Source organism: Microcystis wesenbergii FACHB-1317 (genome assembly GCF_014696875.1).
Classification (GTDB): Bacteria; Cyanobacteriota; Cyanobacteriia; order Cyanobacteriales; family Microcystaceae; genus Microcystis; species Microcystis wesenbergii_A.
This window is the reverse complement of the sequence record NZ_JACJQV010000159.1, coordinates 13,139-34,805: the sequence shown is the minus strand read 5'-3', so window position 1 is coordinate 34,805 and position 21,667 is coordinate 13,139. Positions and strand designations below refer to the sequence as shown.

Here is a 21,667-nt window from a genome sequence, read left to right as displayed (position 1 = left end):
ATGATGTTTATCAAGCAATTTTTATGTTAAAAGCTGGAATCGTGGGACTGCCAAATGTGGGGAAATCGACCCTATTTAACGCTCTGGTGGCTAATGCCAAGGCCGAGGCCGCTAATTTCCCTTTTTGTACCATTGAACCGAATGTGGGTGTGGTATCCGTCCCCGATGAACGTCTGGAGGTTTTGGCTAAAATCTCTAATTCTGAGAAAATCGTGCCGACGCGGATTGAATTTGTCGATATCGCCGGATTAGTCAAGGGTGCGAGTCGCGGGGAAGGATTGGGTAATCAATTTTTGGCTAATATCCGGGAAGTGGACGCGATCGTTCATGTGGTGCGCTGTTTTGATAATGATGATATTATTCATGTTTCCGGTTCCGTGGATCCGGCCCGGGATATCGAGGTGATTAATCTAGAGTTAGCTCTAGCGGATTTGGGACAGGTGGAGAAGCGGGTGGAACGTTTACGCAAACAGGCGAAAAATAGCAAGGAAGCCGCCGAAGAATTGGCTATCCTTGAAAAAATCCTAATTTGTCTTAATGACGGTATTTCGGCGCGAAAAGTGGATTTAAGCAAAGAGGAAGAAGAATTAATTAAAAATCTCGGTTTATTGAGTCGTAAACCGATTATTTATGCCGCTAATGTGAGCGAAGATGATCTGGCCACGGGTAATGATTGGGTAGAAAGTGTCCGTCAAATTGCCCAAGAGGAACAGGCAAAAGTTGTGATCGTTTCTGCTCAAGTAGAATCGGAATTAGTGGAATTGTCGGAGGAAGAAAGAAAAGATTTTCTTGGTTCTTTAGGAGTAGAAGAAGGGGGATTAAAATCTTTAATTAAAGCTACCTACGAGTTATTAGGACTGCGTACCTATCTCACCACCGGTCCCCAAGAAACCCGCGCATGGACGATTATTTCTGGTATGAAAGCACCCCAAGCAGCCGGAGTTATTCACTCGGATTTTGAACGGGGTTTTATTCGTGCAGAAACCGTGTCTTATCAGGATTTAGTTAATAGTGGCACGATGAGCGCAGCCAAAGAAAAAGGTTTAGTCAGAAGTGAAGGCAAGGAATACATTGTTCAAGAGGGTGATGTTTTACTATTCCGTTTTAATGTATAGCTAAAAATAAATCAGGTGGGTGGCACTCACCTGATCAAAAGGCTAAACAATAGGCCTTGTCAATAGCTGTAGGGCTAATTCATGAATTAGCCCTACAATTGGCGCTAATTCCGGAATCAGCCCTACAATTGGCGTTATCAAATTGAAAGATGCTCCGAATTTCTGTCATCAACAATCTCTCAGCTTTTTTTACTTACTTTGGTTAACATGAAACTGAATTTTTTATCTCTTGACATACTCTAATTTATATTCTATAATTAGGTATAGGGGCAAGTTCTTGTTTAATCAAGATGGCGATGATCTCTGTCCACTAAAAGACTGGTTTGGTAGGAATGCAGTCGAGGCTAAAAATAGTTTATCTATTCAACAACCCGCAAGGGGAAACGGTCAAATCAAACTGGAAAAATGAAAGAGCAAGGATTGTTATTTTCCGAAGATAGCCTGTTACCTGAAAAACTCCCGCAAATTCAGGAATTACGACCTTCTAACAATCTTTCCGCAGTTTTTGAAGAGTGCCATAATTATATTTACGCCAACGAAGGAATGCTCAAAGACAAGATTTTTCACGAGATGGTTAAACTAATCATCATCAAACTTCATGATGAAAAATCTGCCAAGCAATCTGTAAATTTTGGCGTTACAGCAAGTGAATATAAAGCCATCGTCGCCAATAAGTCCGATGAATTTATGTCGCGTCTCAGTCAATTATTTACCTCCATCAAGAATCATTATCGGGGATTTTTCACCGATGACAAATTCAAGTTAAAACCTTTGACTCTTGCTTATATTGTAGGCAGGTTACAGTACATTAATTTAACTAAAACATCTGGCGATATAAAAGGTGAAGCCTTTCAGACTTTTGTAAATAGACACCAGCGTGGAGATAGGGGAGAATTTTTTACGCCTCATCCAATTGTCCGTCTTGCGGTTGAAATGATAGACCCCAAACCAAACGAAAAAATTATAGATCCTGCTTGCGGAAGTGGTGGTTTTTTAATTCAAGCAATCAACCATGTTCGACAAAATAATCCAGAGTTCAATATAGCAAGTTTTGTGCAAGAAAGTATTACAGGAATTGAATTTAATCCCGATGTCGCCCTTTCGGGAATGATTCGTTTAGTTTTTGAAGGTGGCACAGGTTCAGAAATTATCTGCACTAATGCGCTTATCGAAGATGAAAAATTAAATAATTCTTTTGATGTTATCTTGACCAATCCTCCTTTCGGAAATAAAGGCAAAGTAGAAGACCAGAAAATTCTTAAATCATATCTTCTTGCCCGGAAATGGCATAAATCAGCGTCCAATGGTTGGGAAGTTTCCCCAACCGTTTTAGCGGGTCAGTCGCCCGATATTTTATTTATTGAGAAATCTATAAAATTATTGCGGGTAGGTGGGCGCATGGCGATTATTCTGCCCGATGGTCTATTACAAAATATCTCTAATGGACCGATTCGCCATTGGTTGCGCTCCCAAACAAAAATATTAGGTGTTGTTTCCATACCGCCGGAAGCCTTTGTACCCTACGGCACTGGAATCAAGACATCACTTTTGGTAGTTCAAAAATTACCAGCAAACCATGATTCTTGTTTTATGGCACAAATCAAAAAAATAGGCTATGACGTTAAAGGACAAACAATATATAAGCGCAACGAGTCGGGAGTTATAGCCCGAACAAAATCAGGTTTGCCAATAGTTGACGATGATATAGATGATATTTCTCAATCTTTTAGGTCATTTATCAATGGGGAATTTGCACAAAACAGCGATTGTATTTATACAGTTAAGAATACCCTGCTCAATTCGAGACTGGATGCCGAACATTATTTACCCAATGACCAAAAATTATTAGAACATCTAAAATCTATTGGGGCGAAACCTTTAGGTGAAATTGCCGATATTTTGAGAGATTCAGCTGATTTTCGTTTAGCTAGGGACAGTGAAATTAGATATATCGCCATTTCCGATGTTGATTACCGTACAATGCAAGTTGTTTCTCAACAAATAATTAAGGCACATGAGGCCCCATCTCGCGCAACTTATAGATTGTACAAAGGCGATATTATTACAGCAATTTCAGGAGCAAGTACAGGAACACCACGCCAAGCAACAGCCCTAATCACGGAAGATGAAGACGGAGCAATTTGCTCAAATGGATTTTCAGTATTAAGAAATATTCAGGGAGTCGAGCCTTTGTTTTTATTAGTATATATGCGAACAGACTTTTTTTTGCGTCAGATTAAAAGGTACATGACAGGTCATGCTATTCCTACTATTTTAGTAGATGATTTGTCTAAAGTTTTAGTGCCTATTCCACCCAAATCTAAACAGCAGAGAATCGCCAAAAGTATGACCGAAATTCAAGCAATTAGAAAAGAAGCGTTAAAAGCAAGTGAGAATGTTGTTAACGAAATCAGTCTTTTACTTGGCCAATTTGAGTAAGGCAAAAAGCAGGTTAAGCTTAGAACAAGTCTTAATATTAAATCTGGTTATTAAAGACTGATTAAGTAGGTGGGTGGAATTAAATATAAGATGAACGTAGGTTGGGTTGAAGTATGAAACCCAACGCTAAATCTGGTTATTAAAAACTGATTATTTATTCACCCTTTTGTCTGTCCTGATATGTAGCCTATACTCAACGGATTTAGTATGAGTCGCTAGTCGAGGAGAAAAATGTAAAGATTTATTAAATTGTAACTTTTGATACAATCGTGCTTAAAAACCTTGCGTCTTCATCGGCCCGCGTCCTGTAGGGGCGAAGCATTCGAGCAATAACCTATCGGTGAAACCGTAGATTTTCTATCCGAATGCTTCGCCCGTACTTTTTCAGCAAGCCCTATTCATTGATTTTTTTGATCCAATGGCAACTTTTAAATCATACTAAATCCGTTGAGTAACGCACAGAAAACGGGTTTCTCCGAGAAACCCGTTTTCTGTTAAAAGTAAAAAAAACAATCAATTACCATGAATAGCAAGACAGAAATCACTATTCAAGTTCCTTTAGAAATTGCTAGATATTACGCTAAAATTAAACCCAATGACCGAGCGAACATAGAAAACAAATTAACTGAAACTATTCAATTAGAATTAGAAAAATATCGTCAAAAAGCAGCGGCAAGATTATCACCAATTATGGATCAAGCTAGTGATGAAGCAGAAGCTAACGGATTAACTCCAGATATTTTCGCCTCTATTTTAGAAGAAGATGAGAGTTAATCACATTATTAAAAACGGATTAGGTGTAAATCGGCGTTGTTATTCTGATCTGACAACGCCGATAAATCAACAGAGATTCTCAATTTGCCCGGGAAATATGCGTCGCCAGGGCCGCCGATTGTAGGATGGGGGTAGTGGTGACGGAATCCGTCGCTAGGGTAAAGAGAGGATTGGAAAGGATACCAGCTAGGGAAGTCGCCACTAGGGAGAGGACAATACCCACCTGTAGGGGACGCATCCCAGTAAGAGTCCAATTGATAACGGGGTAATTTTTCACCGCATCGGACATCTCTTGGGGTTCCTTGACTACCATCATTTTGACCACACGGATATAGTAGTAAATCGAGGCCACACTGGTGACTAAACCAACGAGGACGAGGGCATAAAGTCCCGCTTGCCAACCGGCCCAGAATAGATAAATCTTACCAAAGAAGCCCGCTAGAGGCGGAATTCCCCCTAAAGAAAGCAGACAGATGCTTAAACATAGGGTTAGGAGCGGATCTTTCTGGTAGAGTCCCGAATACTCAGCGATCTGATCGGTTCCGGTTCTCAGAGCAAAGAGAATCACACAGGCAAAAGCCCCTAGGTTCATGAACAGGTAAATTAACAGATAGAAAATCATGCTAGAGTAACCCGCGTCAGTACCGGCGGTTAAACCAATCATGACAAAACCCGCCTGACCGATCGAGGAATAGGCTAACATCCGTTTCATGCTAGTTTGGGCCAAGGCGACCACGTTGCCGAGGATCATGCTCAAAATTGCTAGAGCGATAAAGATAAACCGCCATTGTTCGCTCACTAGACCGAAAACCGTCACTAATAAGCGAATTGCTAGGGCAAAACCGGCCGCTTTGGAACCCACCGAGAGGAAAGCGACCACGGGAGTGGGTGAACCTTCGTACACATCAGGAGTCCACTGGTGAAAGGGAACCGCCGAAATTTTGAAGGCGATACCAGCAATCACAAACACTAATGCGATCGCTAAGGCCAGGGACTGACCACCGTTAACATCAGTTAATTTTTGGGCAATGGCACTTAAACTGGTTTCACCTCCGGATAAACCGTAGAGAAGGGAAACACCATAGAGGAAAATCGCCGAACTAGAAGCTCCAATTAACAGGTATTTTAAGGCGGCCTCGTTCGATCGAGGATCCCGCTTCATGTAACCGGTCATTAGATAGGAGGAAATACTGAGCATTTCTAGGGAGATGAAGATCATCACCAATTCACTAGCGCCAGATAGGAACATTCCCCCGAGGGTCGCGGTGAGCATAATGGCCAAGAATTCCGCCAGGGAGGTTCCCGCTTGTTCCACATAACGGATAGACATCAGCACTGTGGAGGCGGTAGAAAGGGCAATAATCCCCCTAAAGACGATACTGAGATTATCCCCCTCAAAAGCCCCTAAAAAGGCCACCGGTTTCGGATTGTCCCAGGCAAAATAGAGAGCAACCACAGCAGCGAGCAGACCAGCGATCGCAACGTAGGGCAGCCAACTTCTGGCACTTCGTCCCACGATTAAATCGCCGATTAAAATCACCATCAGGGTAATAATCAGGATTCCTTCGGGCCAGATAACGCCGGCGTTTAGCTGACTGGCAACAAGACTAGAAAAATCCATATTGATTGAGGTTAAAGGAATTTGAAGTTAAAAAAGGCTTAATACAAGCTTAGGGCATTTGATCAGCGATTCAGTGATCAGTTATCAGTTATCAGTGATCAGATGTGAGTTTTTAGTTCACTGATCGCCGCTATCGGGTCAAAATTTCTAAAAAACCAGATAAATTTGAGATAATCTTAGTTTTTATCGTTAGTTTAGTTCTCTCTTGTCTTTTTTATCTTCCTGTCTCGGAGTCTCCTCAGCTAAGGGAAAATCTTTGATTTTTGCAGCAGAGCTAATTTCTGATGATGACAACTTGTCACCGAAATGTATCCAAGTTAACAGGGAAAAAGTGAAAACTCAGGAAATCATGACATAGACTGGCATCGTTAGTTGTCATTGAAGGATTCTGGTAGAATCAGGCTAGGGGAAACACCCAGAAAATCAATTGTTTTCGAGCCATCCGCTTGATTTTGTTGTTGAAAAACTTTCTAGTTCGCTCCATCCTTTTCCTTTAGCGATCGCTTGAATGAGTAACGAAACCTATCTCAATCATCCTACTTTCGGTCTATTATACAGAGTGTGTCTATTAGAAGAACATCGGGAATTATTCACCACTCTTTATGCCCAACGTCTTTTTTTTCTGGTGACGGTGGAACCCAAAAAAGTCTCGTTCGATCCGATTAGTCGTTCCGATGCTCGTCTTTTGGTGGAAAACCGGCTGCGGAATTTGCGCCGGGGCAGTAATGTGCAAGAATTTAACAGTCTCAACCAAATTTATCAACAAACTTTTTAAGTCTAGTTCATGACGATCGCTAGTCGTATCGAGTCAATCCGTCTTACCCTACCCCCCTGCACGCGTCTGATTGCCGTCAGTAAACAGGTATCTGGCGATTATATCCGTCAAGCTTACCGAGCAGGAGTGAGAGATTTTGCTGAAAGTAAGCTACAGGAAGCAATCTCGAAGCAGCAAGAACTAAAAGACCTGCCAGATATTTCTTGGCACTTTATTGGGCATCTACAGGCAAATAAAGCGCGCAAAGTCCTAGAATCTTTCGATTTAATCCATTCCCTCGATAGTTTAAAATTAGCCCAAAGACTCGATCGCCTAGCTGGGGAATTAGAGATTAATCCCCAAGTTTTGCTACAGGTGAAAGTTGTCCCCGATCCCGATAAGTTCGGTTGGGACAAGGCCGAATTACTAGCAGCTCTTCCCGCTTTAGTCAACTGTCAACAGCTAAAAATTCAAGGTTTGATGACAATTCTGCCCCGGGGATTATCCGCTGGGGAAAAGTTGGCCGCCTTTGAAAAAACCAGCGATTTAGCCCAAATAATCGAGAATAGCTCTAGTTTACGCCTGCCTCATCTATCCATGGGGATGTCTAACGATTATCCTCTCGCCATCAAGGCTGGAGCCACTTTGATCCGGGTGGGAACCAGCATTTTTGGTGATCGCACTTACTAAACTATCTCCCTAAATTTACAGAAAAACCCCCCTAGAAAATTTAATGATCGGTGATAATATATATTAGAATTGCAGCGCCCAATCTAGAAGCTGGTGGTTAGAAATGAGGAATTGACTTTTTCCCAATCCCTGAAAACTATCCCCTGATCACAAAGACCGAATCTAAAACCTAATTGGTTAAGCTAAAAGCTTTGATGTGCTTAGTTTCTAACCTTATTTTTAGGTAGGAGAATTGCCAGATTCTGTCTTCTGCACGAGTGCCTGTTGCCTCTTGCCTTCAGCAGCTGATAACTGATAGCTTAATTTGGGAACTAACCGCTGCCTCCAGACGACTAAAATGACGAACCCTTAACAAAATAGTTCCCCTGTACTAAGTTAGAGCAAAAATTGTTAAAGGCCAATAAATAACCCCGACTCTAGACAAGACCACCCAAAAAAATCTTGTGAAGGACCTTAGACTGTGAACAACATTTTTACCAAACTCAAAGATTTTGTCGGCATCTCCGAACAACCAGAAGACGAAGACGAAACCGACTACGAAGAAATGAACTGGGAAAAGTCTTCCCCCCAAGAGAAGGATCAAAACGAAGAAGAAGAACCGCTTAATCGTCGTCAACGCGAACCTTTAAATCTCAACACAGCCACATCTATGGGACCCAACAGAAGCAACGTGATCGGTATGCCAGGTATTAACAACAATAATGCAGAAGTAGTCGTGATCGAACCCCATTCCTTCGAGGAAATGCCCCAAGTTATCCAAACCCTGAGAGAACGCAAATCGGTGGTTTTAAACCTCAACGTCATGGATCCCGAAGAAGCACAAAGAGCCGTGGATTTTGTCGCCGGTGGCACTTACGCAATTGATGGTCATCAAGAACGCATCGGTGAGAGTATTTTCCTATTTACCCCCAGCTGCGTTAAAGTTAGCACCCTTTCGGGAACTATTCACGATATCGCCGACAATCCGAAAATGGCTCGACCCGTTTCCTCCGCACCTGCTTGGGGCGCTGAAATCAATCGATTAGCTCAATGAATCCGCCCATAGTCCTCTCGTCAAGTTTGTCGAAGTTGGAAATCGCTCGATTGCTCGAGAGGATGTGTTTTTTCTGGGTAGGATAGCTAAATCTCTCTTTTTTACTTTTTACTTTCAATAATACTGTGTCTATTCGTTTAGGAATTATTGGCGGTGGCGTGATGGCCGAGGCCATTCTCAGCCGTTTATTAAAAAAAAATATTTATAGTCCCGAAACGGTGTTAGTCAGTGAACCCCAATCCCAACGGCGCAACTTTTGGGTTAACACCTACGGAGTGCAAGTCAGCGAGGATAACCGGGAAGCCGCTAGAGCAACTGAGGTGTTAATCTTAGCGGTAAAACCGCAAATTTTAGAGCAAGTAGTGAATAGTTTGCTAGGAATACCCGAAAAACCCCTAATTATCTCGATTTTGGCGGGAGTTACCCTCAATCGCTTAGAAATGGGCTTTCCCGATCGCCCCGTAATCCGGACGATGCCCAATACCCCGGCCACGGTGGGACAAGGGGTTACAGCGATCGCATCTGGTCGTCATGCGGAACCAGAACATCTGGCCGTAGCCAGAGATATTTTTGCTGCGGTCGGTTCGGTGGTGGAAGTTCCCGAGGCTTTGATGGACGCGGTAACGGGATTATCGGGATCGGGTCCGGCATTTGTGGCCCTGATGGTGGAAGCTTTAAGCGATGGTGGTGTGGCGGCGGGATTACCACGAGCGATCGCATCTCAATTGGCCATAGAAACAGTTTTAGGGACGGCAACCCTATTAAAAGAATCGGCCATACACCCTGGGGAATTAAAGGATCGCGTCACTAGCCCCGGGGGAACTACGATTGCTGGGGTGAGACAATTAGAAAAAGGCTCTTTTCGATCGACTATTATCGAGGCAGTAGTGGCGGCCTATCATAGATCTAAAGATTTAGGGCGTAGTTCCGAAAAGTAATTTTTGTATCTTTTTTAACCCATAATTAGGTAGGCGTTAAAAATTATCAGACACCCCCCTTATCAAGGGGGGACTAAGGGGGGATCGAACCTAAAATCCATTTTTAATTTAATTATAACCATCTACTTAACTGGTGTCTCAATCTGTGATAAGATACGCAGCAATTCTTGTCCAGAAAAAGTTATGAATAAGAAATCTTATCGTTTTGATTTAATGGCATTAATTGCCATTGCTGTTTTTTTCCTAGGAATTGTTTTCTGGAAAGTCCCGCTTCATTATCCCTATATCCTTAATTTTGATGAAGCGGTGGCCCTGGTACTTGCCTACGTCACTAAACAAGGTTATCGTCTCTACGAACAAGTTTGGCACGATCATTTATCGGGTTTATCTCTTTTACTAAATGGTTGGTTAAGCGTGACAGGATTTACCATCCATGCGGCGCGCCTTATGGTGCTTTCTTTATCCACAATTATGTTAGGAATTTTTTATCTAATTCTGAGAGTTAATTGCGGAATATTAGCTTCTTGTTTATCGGTATTTATTCTCTCAACCTGTCTAGTGTATATTACCCTGTCAACGACAATGTTGCGGGAGTTACCCGCACTTTTTTTTACAATCCTAAGTATTTTTATCATCTTTAAAGCCGTTCAATTCACGGGTAAGCTTAAGTATGGACTGTACTTACTCAGTGCCATTGCTTTTGTTTTTTCCCTGCAAATTAAACTTTCAGGCATTACTATTATCCCAACTGTAGCTTTAATTATTTTTCTCAATCAACAGAATAATTTTATTAAAAGAATCATTGATATTGTTATTTGGTTAGTCGCTGTTGTTTTAGTCTTTGTCTTGGGTTCCCTGACTATTTTTCCTTTTTCCTACGCAAATATTATTAAATCTCATGTCAGTGTTGCCGCTAGTTTCGCTGAAGAAAATCTCACCTTATTGAATCTCTTACAAATCGGACTGAAGCACGAACCAATTTATATAATATTCACAGCGATCGCTATTATAGCGATGGTTTTTACTCGCAATATAATACCACTTTTACCGCCCTTGGTCTGGTTAGGTTCTAATCTATTCAGATTCGCCACGGTCGCCCCAATTTGGCACTATTATTATATCCATTTAATCATTCCTGCCGTTTGGATAATTGCCTTATTTGTCGAACAGTTAAAAATTAGTGATAGTCTCGGGGAATTTAGGCAAAATCGAAAAATAACCCAGGAATTAGTTCTCAAAATGCTGATTTTTCTCCCCCTTTCTGGTCAATTTCTCTTTAATACCTTGAGAATAATCAGCAATCGTGATCCAGCAATTAATGCCTACGTTCAATATAATAAAAAGTATAAACCTCTTTTAGCAGAAGCTGTGTTTGAAAAATTTAAAAACTCCGATAAACTTCTGTTAACCGATAATCCTCACTACATATATAAATATTTCTTGAAAACACCCCCAGAAACTGCTGTCATCACCAGAAAGAGATTTATCAATCAGAATCTTGATGGGGATTTTATCCTAGAAGTCATCGAAAAAAGACAGCCCGATTTGGTTTTTCTCTATCGATTTGAAAAGGAATTTCTGCAATCACCAAAACTCAAGGATTATTTAGAGAAAAATTATATCCAGTTTCCCGACAAGCAAGAAAAAGGAACTCTCTTTATCAGTCCGAAAACTTGGCAAGAATATAAAAGTAAGGCTAATTAGGGCTTGCTGAATAAATCTAAAAACCTTGTTGGGTAAGACTTTTAGACTTTTTGTCAATCAAAAAGTACCAGATCTGGGAGTGATCGGCTTCAGGTACTTTTTCCCTGAAAATTAGGTAATTGACCCCCTCAAAATCGCTAAAACCCTACACCCTACACCCCACACCCCACACCCCACACCCTGCCCCCACGAACAACTTTTTGCCGCAAACCCTAATGAGAAATTGTGGACGGGGACTATTAACGTTTTTTCTTTTTTACCGGTTTTTGAGCCACTTTTCGAGAACGTTTGTAGGCCGATCCGATCCAATCACTACAACTATGACTCATCGCCCCTAATTCTAAACCTAGGAAAATAGCGATCGCTACCCGGGGATACTGTTGCCATAATGCGATCGCTTGCTGCGGCCACAGTCGCCAATCCCAGTCTATACCCCAGAAACTTTGCAGGATCGGAATGATGACGATCGCCGCTAGTAAAAGAAAACTACCGAAGTAAAATAACCGAAAAATTGTGCCGATCAATAAACCGTGGGATAACCAACCGCGATGACGGATCATGGAACGGTAGGGTAGCCACAACCAGCGCAGATAACCCCAACGTTTGTATTGTACCGAGTGGATGTCAAGATCCGGTCCAAACAGAAATCCGCTAAACAAATAACTGGCCAACAGTAACAGGGTTAATTTCCCACTGCCACTGACCAAAAAACTCGCCCCCGCAATCGGTGGCAGCAGAATTAGGGTAATGCGATCGTGAGTTCGACCAGAGGGCATCGGAAAAAAATTAACTCGCTCAAAAAAATAATATACTTTTTTGAAAATATATGTTATACTGAGAAAGTACGAAATTGATTCGGGCGTTTAGCTCAGTGGTAGAGCGCCTGCCTTACAAGCAGGATGCCGTAAGTTCGACCCTTACAACGCCCATTTTATTCGATCCTTGCCTAGTCAAGCTCTCACTCCCGATCGCCGGTTTAGATTAAAACTATTGAGGGTAATTGCTGCTGGAAGGCAAAATTGCGACTATTTGCTAGTAAGCTAGTCAGTAGGTACTAGGATTAATTCATCGTGGCACACCAGTTATAGCGTTTCCTAAGCTAGTGAGGTACACCTGTTTTTCTTCCCCTTTGCCTTTTGCCTCTGGCCTTTTGCCTAAAACCCATAACTTTTGTACCTCAGCAGACTGAAAAACGCTATATATGGCCAATTGGAAATGTATTAAAAATTGTGGAGCTTGTTGTCAACTAAATCCCGATGAGCGTCCTGACTTAGAAGAATATCTGACTCCCGCACAATTAAGTCAATATCTCAGCATGGTGGGGGAAGAAGGTTGGTGTATAAACTTTGATCGCCAAACCCGTCTCTGTACCATTTATGACCAGAGACCAGAATTTTGTCGTGTTCAACCCGATATTTTTGCCAAAATGTATCAAATTGAACCGGGAGAATTTGAGCAATTTGCGATCGATTGTTGTCATGAACACATTGAGGATCTTTATGGGGAAGATAGCCTAGAAATGAATAGCTATCGTCAGCAAGTAGGCTAAGATTTACCCCTATCCCAGAAATAACTTAGACGGGGAAGAAAATAAGTGGTCTGGTTATTGTCCCGATCCTCTCCATCGCTAAACCAGTGACCCACTTTCCGCACTTCTTAACATTCAATTAATGATTTTACTCAAATATTGCTTACAACCCTTTGCCAGTAAGGATTATAGCTACAATCATCGATTTCTGTCAATGTAAAGGATTGTAAACTTTTTTATCAGAAAAAATCAATTATTGAAAATGTTCTCAATAGTAGTTTCTACAATGAAGGTTTTTCGTTAAAACATCTTGGGGAATGTAAAAATATATACAAGTATATGAAGATGTGCGGAATGTCGGCAAAAATTACGGAATCGATTGTTTCCCTGTTGAGGAGAAGTCTATAGGAAACTCAAAACCTCTAGGGGTGTAGAGTTTGAGTTCAGGACAGGGAAAAACTATCATGAAAAAACCAGAAAAACAGCGCCGCAGACGCGGGATTATCCTCACCCCCACGGGACTAGAAAAATTACTTACTGCTAAACAAGAAGCGGAATATCGGGATAATCGTGGTTATCGTTTCACCCTAGAAGTCCTCAGCGAGAAAACTCTTTTAGGGGTAGATACTCTGATGAAGGTATTTGCTTGTGAATCGGGAGTGGATAAACAAACCCTAAAACATTGTTTTCAAGCTTTTAATTTAACTTTAGAAAATAGCGATTATTATCGTCCTAACTTACCAGAAACTGATACTATTAATCCTCAACTATTGCCTGAGTTACCAGAGGGACAAGTCCCTCTCGATTCCCCCTTTTATATCAACAGAAATAATCTGGAACAGACTTGTTATCAAGAGATTTTGCGCGGGGGCAGTCTGATCCGGATTAATGCGGCCAGAAAAATGGGAAAAACTTCCCTGATAACCAGAATTATTAATCATGCACAACAACAGCAATATCATACACTTTATTTCAGTTTTCGGTTAGCAGAAAGATCAATTTTTCAAGACTTAAATCACTGGCTGCGTTGGCTTTGTGTTAGTATTAGTCGCCAGTTAGATTTAGATAATCATCTCCCACAGGATTGGGATGAATTCTTAGGGGGTAAAATTAACTGTAAAATCTATCTAGAAAAGCATATTCTCTCCCATCTCGATCGACCTTTAGTGATTGCCTTTGATGATCTTGAATATCTTTTCCCTTATCCACAGCTAAGGGAAGAATTTTTCAGTATTCTGCACCTCTGGCACGAGGAAGGCAAAAACAAACCCCTCTGGCAAAAATTACGTTTAATTGTTGCCTATTCCCCTGCACAGGAGCTTGATAAAACCTCAGATATCTATCAATCTCCTTTTAGTCTTGGTTTACCGATCGAATTGCCTAATTTTACCAGCGCACAAGTACGAGAATTAAGTCAAAGACAGGGATTAGATCAGAATTTTGACTGCGAAAAATTACGGATATTTCTAGGGGGTAATCCCTATTTAATTCGTCTTGCTTGCTATCATATTGATCGAGGCAATTGTACCCTAGAAAGCATTTTGGCTACTTCTATCGACGAGGAAAGTAATATTTTTGCAGGGCATCTTAAACGTTTACTTTGGCATCTGCAATACTTAAAGGGCAATTTAGCGGCTATCTTTGCTAAGGTGGTGATGGCAGAAAAAGACATAGAAATTGATTTAATGGCAGCTTTTCACCTAGAAAGTCTCGGACTAATTCACCGACAAGGTAAGTTTTGCCGAGTCAGTTGTCCTCTCTACCGTCAATATTTTGGCGAATATTTCCGGCAACGTTATGTTTTTTTGCCTCGAAAAACTTCTATCTTCGCCAAAAAAATTACGCTTGCTCACTTTGATAATTCCAGAAAAAGTCGCTATGCTATCTAGTTTATTGAATGTCATTATGAGGGAGTGATGCTAAATACTGTTTAAAAAGTATAGGAGAGTGGCAAGTGGGTTTTTAAAGTTCGAGTGGAATAGGCTTGTAGTTCCTGTGTTTGATATTCAGGGACAATTAGTGATATAATTAGTACCTAGTGCGTGGATTGTTAATTTTATTTTTTTGACCGAATTACTAACCGCAAACACGCACTCTACAATCTACAATCATTGGTGAGCGCACCAATTAATTAGGAGTCTAATCCATGAGCGGCCCCACCATCGAAACCGATTTAGGAAAAATCCTAGACCAGATTAATCAGAATCTTAAAGAGACCAGTCAGAAGCTAGACGCGCTCCAGAAAGATGTCACAGAGATCAGGATTGTTCAAGTCAGATTCGAGGCCGAAGTCAAGGGAGATCTCAAGGCATTACAGGGAGAATTCAACACCTTACAAGGTGATTTAAAAGAGATTAAAGGCTCCCAGAAAGCCCAAATTTGGGCATTAATCACCATCTTGGCAACAGCAGTTATCGGAACTGTTATCCGCTTTGTCATCACTGTTCCCCCTGTTAGCAACCCCTAACTCCCACTGCTGGGGAACAGGCTTCTAGTTCCTGTTTGATATTCAGGTAGAATTAATGATAGAATTGGTGCGTTACGGCGGATTGTTAATTTTGGTTTTTTGACCGGATTTGTAACCGCCTAATCCACCCTACACTTTACTAATTCTTAAGATTCCCATAGTTCACCCACTTCAAAAATTTGGGAGGCTTGAAAAAATGTCAAAAAGATGGTCGCGCCGTAAAGTTTTAAAACAGTTGGGGTTAGTTACAGCCGGGAGTGTCGCTAGTGTTGTTTCTTCATGTCAGTCTATTACTCAATTTCGTCCTCAACCGATAAATCTAACTCCATTTACAGAGAAACTACCCAAGGGAGTAACACTGGAGATGGTAGGCTTACCAGCAGGTCAATTTCTCATGGGATCTCCTGACAGTGATCCCGATGCTGACAAGTCTGAAAAGCCTCAACATCTAGTTAAAGTAAACAGTTTTGCGATTGGCAAATATCCGGTGACTCAGGCACAATATGAAGCAGTAATGGGAAAAAATCCCTCTAATTTTAAAAACAATCCCCAAAATCCGGTAGAATGGGTTTATTGGAACGATGCTCAAGCCTTTTGTAAAAAATTGAGTCAAATAACCGGGAAAACCTATCGCCTCCCCACAGAAGCGGAATGGGAATATGCCTGTCGTGCAGGGACAACCACTCGCTTTTATTTTGGTGATCATGCCAATCAGTTAGGAGATTATGCTTGGTATGACGGAAATTCTCAGTATACAACTCATCCTGTTGGTCAGAAAAAGCCAAATGCTTGGGGGCTTTATGACATGAGTGGCAATGTTTGGGAGTGGTGCGAAGACAATTGGCACTATAACTATGAGAATGCACCAAGGGATGGCAGTGCTTGGCTGACAAATGATAATGATGATCGAATACTGCGGGGCGGTTCTTGGTTCAACTTTCCTTCTGACTGCCGTTCCGCTTACCGCAACCCCCACTACCGCCGCAACAGCGACGACACCGTCAACAACGGTTTTCGGGTGGTGTGCAGTGCTGGGAGGACTCTGTAACCCTTATTTTCTTTTTACCCTTTTTACCCTTTTTTACTTTTTTCAATTTTTCTCTTTTTCCCGCCTAGCGGCGGGTCGATTTTTTTTGAAAAAATTGAGGTAGTAATCTGTAGGTTAAGTTAAGGTTCGTAGTTGCGCTGAATTCGCCAACTTCTGGGGAAAATCGGGCTAGAGCCTCGACAACGAACCTAGTTTTATTACATAGTGAATCTGTGAATGATAATGCTCTCATCGATCAACTCAAACAAGCAGCGATCACCGATCTCGTAAGGTGCGTTAATATTAATGTAACGCACCAGCCAACTTGACATGGTGGGTTACTGTAACCTGTAATATATATAGCGGTATTCAAAGTCATGAAGTACGCCGATTTTCTGGCTTGTTACCTGTTACCTCGCTCCCCATTCATAATTCATAATTCATAATTCATAATTCATAATTCAAAGGACTAACCGCAATGTCATCGATCATTACCGAAGAAAAAACCAAAGAAATCCTAACCGAAATCCTCATTGAAATGATGCAAAACAAACGGGAACTATTTTATGAAATTGTTATCGAAGCCTTAGAAGATATTGGTTTAGCTAATGCTATTACGGAAGGATTAAATGGTGAATTTGTTCCAGAAGAAGAAGTTTTTGCTATTCTCAATGGAGAAGCTGAATGAAAATTCAATTTGTAGCTAAATTCTCCAAAGACTTAAGAAAAATTAAAGATCAAAAACTATTATCTGAGATCAAAACTGTTGTCAATGAATGCAAATTAGCTCAAACACTGGATGATATAAAAAACCTCAAAAAGCTTAAAGGTTATCAGGGTTTTTATCGTATCAAAATAGGAGATTATCGCATTGGTGTTGCAATTATTAACGATGAACTGATCTTTAGTCGATTCTTACACAGAAGAGAAGTTTATAGATTTTTTCCCTAATCCAATCCATAAAATCGTCCATTCTTTGGATAAGCCTGACTCTTTTGATAGCTTGTAGGGTGCGTGTTTGCGAGTACTTAAAGGAAATTTGTTAATAATTAAATTATGATCGCGCCGTAACGCACCATCTTAAGAAAATTGCTGCGTTACGCTATTACTAACGCACCCGACAAAAGCTTTATATGGTATGATACCAGAGTTAACCTTGATCTCTCAATCAATATCCCCCCGTAGCAATCTCTCCCTAGTAACAGGTTTCTAGTTCCTGTTTGCTATTTAGGTAGAATGAATGATATAATTGCTGCCTGGGGCGTGGCTCTCTCGTGCCAAGGCTTGTAACCTGTAGAATATAGCGATCTCAGGTCTTTTGTTAAGTCTAATTTTAGGGGTTTTGCTCACGGAAACATCAGCTTTTCAGGAACTCGATAGATAAATTATGAATTATGAATTATGAAAGAGATTCGATTTAGCGATCATGCGAAATTTAAAATCGACATCCTTGCTAATCACGAACTAAATATTTCTCCAGAATTTATTATTGATACGATTTGTAATCCTGATAAAATAGAAATATTGCCAGAATCCAAAGTCATCTTTCAAAGGAGATTAAATGAAAACTTAGTTCTACGAGTTATTTGTCGAGAATTTAGTGCTTTTATCTTGATCATTACTTTATACCCTGGAAGGACAAATAGATATGAAAAAGATTAAATACAGTAAAGATGTTGATATCCTGTTAATTGAGTTATCGGATAAACCTATCAGTTATGCAGAAGACAATGGACAGGTTATCTTGCACTATTCTAATGACGATATGCTAGTTCTTATCGAAGTCTTAGACTTCCGAAAATTTATTTCAGAAGACACCACTGCTGAATTGGTATCAATCTCCTAGCTTCTGTCGGTTAGATATATGAACTATGAAAGAGAAGATTAATGAGAAAAAGTTATTAGTAATTAGAATTAGTTTTAGCTTAATTGTTTCAGTAATTTGCTGCAATGAGAATAAGCTGTCGCGCATTTAAACAATGACAATGATAAACCTAGAAACAATTCGCAAAGAGTAGTAATAGATGTCCCAAAAAGTGAATTATCAAAAAGAATAGAAGAAACAAATAGATATTCGGGAACGTTGTTTTGAGTATGCACTGCGAGCAATTAAACTTTATCAATAAACAATAATTTGAGAAAATGAACCAAAAAACTTACCAACTAACCTTAAACTTTGACCAGATTTTAGATTTGGTTAAACAACTCCCAGAAAGTGACAAAATAAAACTCAGTAAAGAACTCGAAAAAGAAACTTTAAATCACAAATTAACCCAACTTTTAGAAACCTTTAAAACTGATGAGCTTTCCCTAGAGACAATTACCGAAGAAGTGGAGGAAGTTAGGGCTGAAATTTATGGACAACAAGCCACCGATTAAAGTTATTATTGATACTAACCTTTGGATTAGCTTTCTTATTGGTAAACAGTTAGCTGGTTTAAAATATCTACTGATTGAAAAAACTCTTGTGCCGATTTTTTCTCCACAGCTACTTAATGAGATTAACCTTGTTACCAAAAGACCAAAATTACAAAAGCATTTTTCCCAAAGTAAAGTTCAAGAATTACTTGAACTTTTAAGCATAATTGGGTTATGTATTGAGACTAAATCAAAAATTAATATCTGTAGAGATGCTAAAGATAACTACCTTTTAGCCTTAGCCAAAGATAGTCAAGCCGACTTTTTAATTACAGGCGATCAAGATTTATTAATTTTGCAACAATTTGGAATAACTAAAATTGTTACTTATCAACAATTTTTAGTAATCTGTAGATTGGGTTTCGTTCCTCAACCCAATCTAATTATTTAAAAGTGTTGGGTTTCACTATCGTTCAACCCAACCTACGATAATACTTTATTGATGATCGCTGTCAATTTAATTGATGCCCGTAATATGTTGTAAAATCGTATCTAATTTTTGGTTAATCTCATCACGAAACTCTTCAAAATTCGATTGAAGCCGATCAACTTTATCTTCAAGATGATCAATTTCCTCATAGACCCGATCAAAACTCCGGTTTAGCTCTCTTCCTGTCACTTGGGTATCTTCCAGACGCTCCAGGCGCCGATTAAGACTCCTCAATTGACGCTCCACTTCATAATTTTTATCGTTCGGTTCCTGAGCTTGTGCCATAGGGAAAATTGTTGAATGAGAATGTCTTAACTCAATTATATGTTAACTTATTGACTAAATAAAGGATTCTACTTCTCTTAAATCAGCTTGTAGGGTGCGTGTTTGCGCGTATTTAAAAGAAATTTGTTAATAATTAAATTATTATTGCGTCGTAACGCACCATCTTAAGAAAATGGGTGCGTTACGCTATCACTAACGCACCCTAGAAGAGCGGCTACTGTGTCCTCTGTGTCTGGAGTGGTTTTTGTTATGATTATTTAACTGCTACCGAATATTCCCCCGTTTAATAGTGTGATTAACTTCCAATCGAACTTTAAAAACCCACTTCTCAGTTCTCACTCTCCTTTATATCAAAGTTTACCTGATAAATATCCTCTAATTTCTTAAGCTATAATTAAAACTCAATAACTTTAACCAGAGGCGAGGATTGTCTTTTTCTAGCCAGCTTTGGGAGTTTTCTAACCATTGGGGAAACCAGGAACCAAAAAGCAGATTTTTGACTCCATCAAGGCTAAAATCGAGATAGGAACCCAACCAACGTATTAAATCCTTACTGCCGGCCATTTCTGCTATCCACAACAGTAAAGCGGGGTTTTTTCTGGCCGCTTTAATTGCTAAACGGCTAAAAGTCAACCAATCGGTTTTATCCTTAATAAAAGTTTCAGAAACCTCCGGCGGTTCGTCGGCCAATAAACCGAAAAATGTGTTTAACATGGCGTTAATTCTTTGGGGTGGTAAAGTTTTTCCCGTGGCCACCATCATTCCTTTAGAAAATAACCAAGTTACCGCCACATTACTTTGATAGGCCCGCACGTTTTCTAGGTCTTTAGCTGTTAGTAAATCGTGTTTCAATGCCGTATCCAAAAGATCGGTTAAGCGCTCTAAATTACGCACCAAAGAACCGAATCCAGTAAAGATTAACGGTGATTGCAGGGAGGCGGCATCCCCAATAGCTAAAATGCGATTAAAGGAGACAATTCGATCTTTTTTTCCTGCGCTAAAATGCCCCGGTATATAACCAAATGTGGGTTTTTTCCAAGTTAATTTTTCTGGGTCACACTGTCGATATTCGGGCAAAATAGTAAAGAAATCTTCGTACATTTCTAACAGAGAACCGGGATTATCGGGATGGACTTGATGATAGTGAAATAGATAAAAGGTTAATTCTTTTCCTTCCCCCGGAAATAATTCCCAAATTAGTTGTCTGCCTTTAGAAATATCGCCATGGGAATTTAAGACATCACCATAGTGAGAATCCCACACCACCGGATCGAATCCTTCTACTACTGCTCCCACCGTCGGACAGACACTATCAAAGGCACGCACTCCGTTTAATTGCCAGGCAATGGGGGAGGCGGAACCCATAGCATCAATCAATAAACGGCCTTTTATCTGTTGAATTTCTCCACCATGATTAAGGGTGACAGTAACACTATTGGCAGTAATATCAGCCTTGATAAATTCCGTTTGATCGAGAATTTTACCGCCATGATCCTGTATTTTTTTACCGCAGGATTGCAGCAATTTATCGGAATTAATGGCGATATTTAAAACCGTGGGAGTATGGAGAATCTCCGCCTTCAAATGGGGGGGATTATTGCCATCAAAAAACTTATTAAAGCCATCGATGTATTCTTGGAAGATTAATTCCTCGAATTCTTCGGCGGTAAATAGGCCTAAATTAATTAAACTTTGAAACTCCGATCGAGAGATATTCCATTCCCGATTCATCCGTCCGAAAGGCAGTCTTTCTACTAAGAGGACTCGATAACCTAATTTGGCCATCTGTGCCGCATGAATTGCCCCCAAGGCACCACCAATATAAATTAAGTCGTAGGTGATGGGATGATCATTTTCCTCACTACTAGAGAAAATTACTGGCTGCGGTTGTTGGGGATTTTTGGCACTGTCGCGCCAACGTTTTTCCCACCAATACAAACGTTCTAAGTCTGCCTCTCCTTGGGGCATTTTGCGGAAGTAGTGAACCGTTAGGGGATAGTCCGCTTCTAAATCTGTAAAAATTGAGTGATTTTTTTGATCGATGTTTGGTATCGTGCTAAACTGCGGCGGAAAACGCTTTTGTAAAGCTCGATCGAGCTGCCGAGTCAGGGATGTTTCTTGATCATGCGATCGCTCACCCCAGCGGAAAACTTTTAAATAAGTAGTCCGTTGCAGCGTCCAGACAAAAATCGACAATTCGATCGCCTCCGATAAGCGCAATCTCACCCCGTTAGGTGTATTTGTCTTGACACCGTTTGCGGGTTGCCAATCGGATTGTAACCACTGACAAACGGCGATCGAGTCAGGAGTCGGAATTTCTCTGTAAAGTATTTCTCTCATCTTGATTTAGCTATTACACCTAAAAATCGTCTGATTACGCTAGACTACACAAAAAGTTTTTTCTGAAAAAAGTTTAAAAAACTTTACATACCTAGATTAATACA

21 protein-coding genes, 1 tRNA gene and 1 pseudogene are annotated in these 21,667 nt (G+C 40.4%); 19 read left to right on the top strand and 4 right to left on the bottom strand.

Annotated features, from left to right (window positions below):
• Positions 1-23 precede the first annotated feature (23 nt).
• The 3 genes from ychF (at position 24) to H6F92_RS14085 (ending at position 4,328) form a co-directional block, all read left to right on the top strand.
• Positions 24-1,115, top strand: a complete 1,092-nt coding sequence (ychF, locus tag H6F92_RS14095; RefSeq protein ID WP_002732084.1) for a redox-regulated ATPase YchF — start codon at positions 24-26, stop codon at positions 1,113-1,115.
• 405 nt (positions 1,116-1,520) lie between these two features.
• Positions 1,521-3,554, top strand: a complete 2,034-nt coding sequence (locus tag H6F92_RS14090) for an N-6 DNA methylase (protein WP_190358412.1) — start codon at positions 1,521-1,523, stop codon at positions 3,552-3,554.
• A gap of 522 nt (positions 3,555-4,076) precedes the next feature.
• A complete protein-coding gene (locus H6F92_RS14085; RefSeq protein WP_190358411.1) occupies positions 4,077-4,328 on the top strand; it encodes a hypothetical protein in 252 nt (83 codons plus the stop codon).
• 79 nt (positions 4,329-4,407) lie between these two features.
• Here H6F92_RS14085 and H6F92_RS14080 read toward each other — a convergent pair whose 3' ends face one another.
• Positions 4,408-5,949: an NAD(P)H-quinone oxidoreductase subunit N gene (locus H6F92_RS14080; protein ID WP_061432396.1), complete on the bottom strand. Its 1,542-nt coding sequence runs from the start codon at positions 5,947-5,949 to the stop codon at positions 4,408-4,410.
• A gap of 508 nt (positions 5,950-6,457) precedes the next feature.
• Here H6F92_RS14080 and pipX point away from each other — a divergent pair.
• The 5 genes from pipX (at position 6,458) to H6F92_RS14055 (ending at position 11,068) form a co-directional block, all read left to right on the top strand.
• Positions 6,458-6,724, top strand: coding sequence for a transcriptional coactivator PipX (gene pipX / locus H6F92_RS14075; protein ID WP_190358410.1), 267 nt, complete (start codon positions 6,458-6,460; stop codon positions 6,722-6,724).
• Between the two features lie 9 nt (positions 6,725-6,733).
• Complete coding sequence (locus H6F92_RS14070; RefSeq protein ID WP_190358409.1) at positions 6,734-7,393, top strand: YggS family pyridoxal phosphate-dependent enzyme; 660 nt, start codon at positions 6,734-6,736, stop codon at positions 7,391-7,393.
• A 460-nt stretch (positions 7,394-7,853) separates the two neighbouring features.
• Positions 7,854-8,426 (top strand): cell division protein SepF, encoded by a 573-nt coding sequence (locus H6F92_RS14065; protein WP_190358408.1) that lies wholly within the window; start codon positions 7,854-7,856, stop codon positions 8,424-8,426.
• A gap of 125 nt (positions 8,427-8,551) precedes the next feature.
• Positions 8,552-9,364, top strand: coding sequence for a pyrroline-5-carboxylate reductase (gene proC, locus H6F92_RS14060; RefSeq protein ID WP_043997650.1), 813 nt, complete (start codon positions 8,552-8,554; stop codon positions 9,362-9,364).
• Positions 9,365-9,547: 183 nt separating this feature from the next.
• Complete coding sequence (locus tag H6F92_RS14055; protein ID WP_190358407.1) at positions 9,548-11,068, top strand: ArnT family glycosyltransferase; 1,521 nt, start codon at positions 9,548-9,550, stop codon at positions 11,066-11,068.
• A 239-nt stretch (positions 11,069-11,307) separates the two neighbouring features.
• On the opposite strand, the gene H6F92_RS14050 is transcribed toward H6F92_RS14055, so the two are convergent.
• The gene (locus H6F92_RS14050; RefSeq protein ID WP_061432401.1) at positions 11,308-11,844 is read right to left on the bottom strand and encodes a metal-binding protein; all 537 of its coding nucleotides are present in this window, start codon (positions 11,842-11,844) and stop codon (positions 11,308-11,310) included.
• An 81-nt stretch (positions 11,845-11,925) separates the two neighbouring features.
• Between H6F92_RS14050 and H6F92_RS14045 the strand changes: the two genes are divergently transcribed.
• From H6F92_RS14045 to H6F92_RS13995, 11 genes and pseudogenes are all read left to right on the top strand, one after another.
• Positions 11,926-11,997 (top strand) — tRNA-Val (locus H6F92_RS14045).
• A gap of 272 nt (positions 11,998-12,269) precedes the next feature.
• Positions 12,270-12,617: a YkgJ family cysteine cluster protein gene (locus H6F92_RS14040; protein WP_046662392.1), complete on the top strand. Its 348-nt coding sequence runs from the start codon at positions 12,270-12,272 to the stop codon at positions 12,615-12,617.
• A gap of 443 nt (positions 12,618-13,060) precedes the next feature.
• Positions 13,061-14,485, top strand: a complete 1,425-nt coding sequence (locus tag H6F92_RS14035) for an AAA-like domain-containing protein (RefSeq protein WP_190358406.1) — start codon at positions 13,061-13,063, stop codon at positions 14,483-14,485.
• A gap of 257 nt (positions 14,486-14,742) precedes the next feature.
• Entirely contained in the window at positions 14,743-15,063 is a 321-nt protein-coding gene (locus H6F92_RS14030; protein ID WP_190358405.1) for a hypothetical protein, read from the top strand.
• Between the two features lie 316 nt (positions 15,064-15,379).
• Positions 15,380-16,111: pseudogene (locus H6F92_RS14025) on the top strand (formylglycine-generating enzyme family protein); the annotation flags it as partial.
• A gap of 457 nt (positions 16,112-16,568) precedes the next feature.
• Positions 16,569-16,778 (top strand): hypothetical protein, encoded by a 210-nt coding sequence (locus H6F92_RS14020; RefSeq protein WP_002771197.1) that lies wholly within the window; start codon positions 16,569-16,571, stop codon positions 16,776-16,778.
• Entirely contained in the window at positions 16,775-17,041 is a 267-nt protein-coding gene (locus H6F92_RS14015; protein WP_002734670.1) for a type II toxin-antitoxin system RelE family toxin, read from the top strand. Before H6F92_RS14020 ends, H6F92_RS14015 begins: the two co-directional genes overlap by 4 nt.
• Before the next feature lie 450 nt (positions 17,042-17,491).
• Positions 17,492-17,752 carry a DUF4258 domain-containing protein gene (locus tag H6F92_RS14010; RefSeq protein ID WP_002793552.1) on the top strand — a complete coding sequence of 87 codons (261 nt, stop codon included), beginning with the start codon at positions 17,492-17,494 and terminating at the stop codon, positions 17,750-17,752.
• Positions 17,739-17,936, top strand: coding sequence for a DUF2283 domain-containing protein (locus H6F92_RS14005; RefSeq protein WP_008198105.1), 198 nt, complete (start codon positions 17,739-17,741; stop codon positions 17,934-17,936). The genes H6F92_RS14010 and H6F92_RS14005 overlap by 14 nt, the downstream gene beginning before the upstream one ends.
• Positions 17,937-18,232: 296 nt before the next feature.
• Positions 18,233-18,469, top strand: a complete 237-nt coding sequence (gene vap15 / locus H6F92_RS14000; protein ID WP_061432407.1) for a type II toxin-antitoxin system VapB15 family antitoxin — start codon at positions 18,233-18,235, stop codon at positions 18,467-18,469.
• Positions 18,447-18,899 carry a putative toxin-antitoxin system toxin component, PIN family gene (locus H6F92_RS13995; protein WP_190358403.1) on the top strand — a complete coding sequence of 151 codons (453 nt, stop codon included), beginning with the start codon at positions 18,447-18,449 and terminating at the stop codon, positions 18,897-18,899. Before vap15 ends, H6F92_RS13995 begins: the two co-directional genes overlap by 23 nt.
• 66 nt (positions 18,900-18,965) lie before the next feature.
• Here the strand turns inward: H6F92_RS13995 and H6F92_RS13990 are convergent, their stop codons facing one another.
• Together H6F92_RS13990 and H6F92_RS13985 are read right to left on the bottom strand one after the other, a co-directional pair.
• Entirely contained in the window at positions 18,966-19,223 is a 258-nt protein-coding gene (locus tag H6F92_RS13990) for a hypothetical protein (protein WP_002762931.1), read from the bottom strand.
• 375 nt (positions 19,224-19,598) lie between these two features.
• Positions 19,599-21,563, bottom strand: a complete 1,965-nt coding sequence (locus tag H6F92_RS13985) for an FAD-dependent monooxygenase family protein (RefSeq protein WP_190358402.1) — start codon at positions 21,561-21,563, stop codon at positions 19,599-19,601.
• Between the last annotated feature and the right edge of the window lie 104 nt (positions 21,564-21,667).

Bases quoted from the DNA above. Each gene is read 5' to 3' on its own strand.
- ychF (WP_002732084.1), top strand. From the start codon at position 24: ATGTTAAAAGCTGGAATCGTGGGACTGCCAAATGTGGGGAAATCGACC.
- H6F92_RS14090 (WP_190358412.1), top strand. From the start codon at position 1,521: ATGAAAGAGCAAGGATTGTTATTTTCCGAAGATAGCCTGTTACCTGAA.
- H6F92_RS14085 (WP_190358411.1), top strand. From the start codon at position 4,077: ATGAATAGCAAGACAGAAATCACTATTCAAGTTCCTTTAGAAATTGCT.
- H6F92_RS14080 (WP_061432396.1), bottom strand. From the start codon at position 5,949: ATGGATTTTTCTAGTCTTGTTGCCAGTCAGCTAAACGCCGGCGTTATC.
- pipX (WP_190358410.1), top strand. From the start codon at position 6,458: ATGAGTAACGAAACCTATCTCAATCATCCTACTTTCGGTCTATTATAC.
- H6F92_RS14070 (WP_190358409.1), top strand. From the start codon at position 6,734: ATGACGATCGCTAGTCGTATCGAGTCAATCCGTCTTACCCTACCCCCC.
- H6F92_RS14055 (WP_190358407.1), top strand. From the start codon at position 9,548: ATGAATAAGAAATCTTATCGTTTTGATTTAATGGCATTAATTGCCATT.
- H6F92_RS14050 (WP_061432401.1), bottom strand. From the start codon at position 11,844: ATGCCCTCTGGTCGAACTCACGATCGCATTACCCTAATTCTGCTGCCA.
- H6F92_RS14040 (WP_046662392.1), top strand. From the start codon at position 12,270: ATGGCCAATTGGAAATGTATTAAAAATTGTGGAGCTTGTTGTCAACTA.
- H6F92_RS14035 (WP_190358406.1), top strand. From the start codon at position 13,061: ATGAAAAAACCAGAAAAACAGCGCCGCAGACGCGGGATTATCCTCACC.
- H6F92_RS14030 (WP_190358405.1), top strand. From the start codon at position 14,743: ATGAGCGGCCCCACCATCGAAACCGATTTAGGAAAAATCCTAGACCAG.
- H6F92_RS14020 (WP_002771197.1), top strand. From the start codon at position 16,569: ATGTCATCGATCATTACCGAAGAAAAAACCAAAGAAATCCTAACCGAA.
- H6F92_RS14015 (WP_002734670.1), top strand. From the start codon at position 16,775: ATGAAAATTCAATTTGTAGCTAAATTCTCCAAAGACTTAAGAAAAATT.
- H6F92_RS14010 (WP_002793552.1), top strand. From the start codon at position 17,492: ATGAAAGAGATTCGATTTAGCGATCATGCGAAATTTAAAATCGACATC.
- H6F92_RS14005 (WP_008198105.1), top strand. From the start codon at position 17,739: ATGAAAAAGATTAAATACAGTAAAGATGTTGATATCCTGTTAATTGAG.
- vap15 (WP_061432407.1), top strand. From the start codon at position 18,233: ATGAACCAAAAAACTTACCAACTAACCTTAAACTTTGACCAGATTTTA.
- H6F92_RS13995 (WP_190358403.1), top strand. From the start codon at position 18,447: ATGGACAACAAGCCACCGATTAAAGTTATTATTGATACTAACCTTTGG.
- H6F92_RS13990 (WP_002762931.1), bottom strand. From the start codon at position 19,223: ATGGCACAAGCTCAGGAACCGAACGATAAAAATTATGAAGTGGAGCGT.
- H6F92_RS13985 (WP_190358402.1), bottom strand. From the start codon at position 21,563: ATGAGAGAAATACTTTACAGAGAAATTCCGACTCCTGACTCGATCGCC.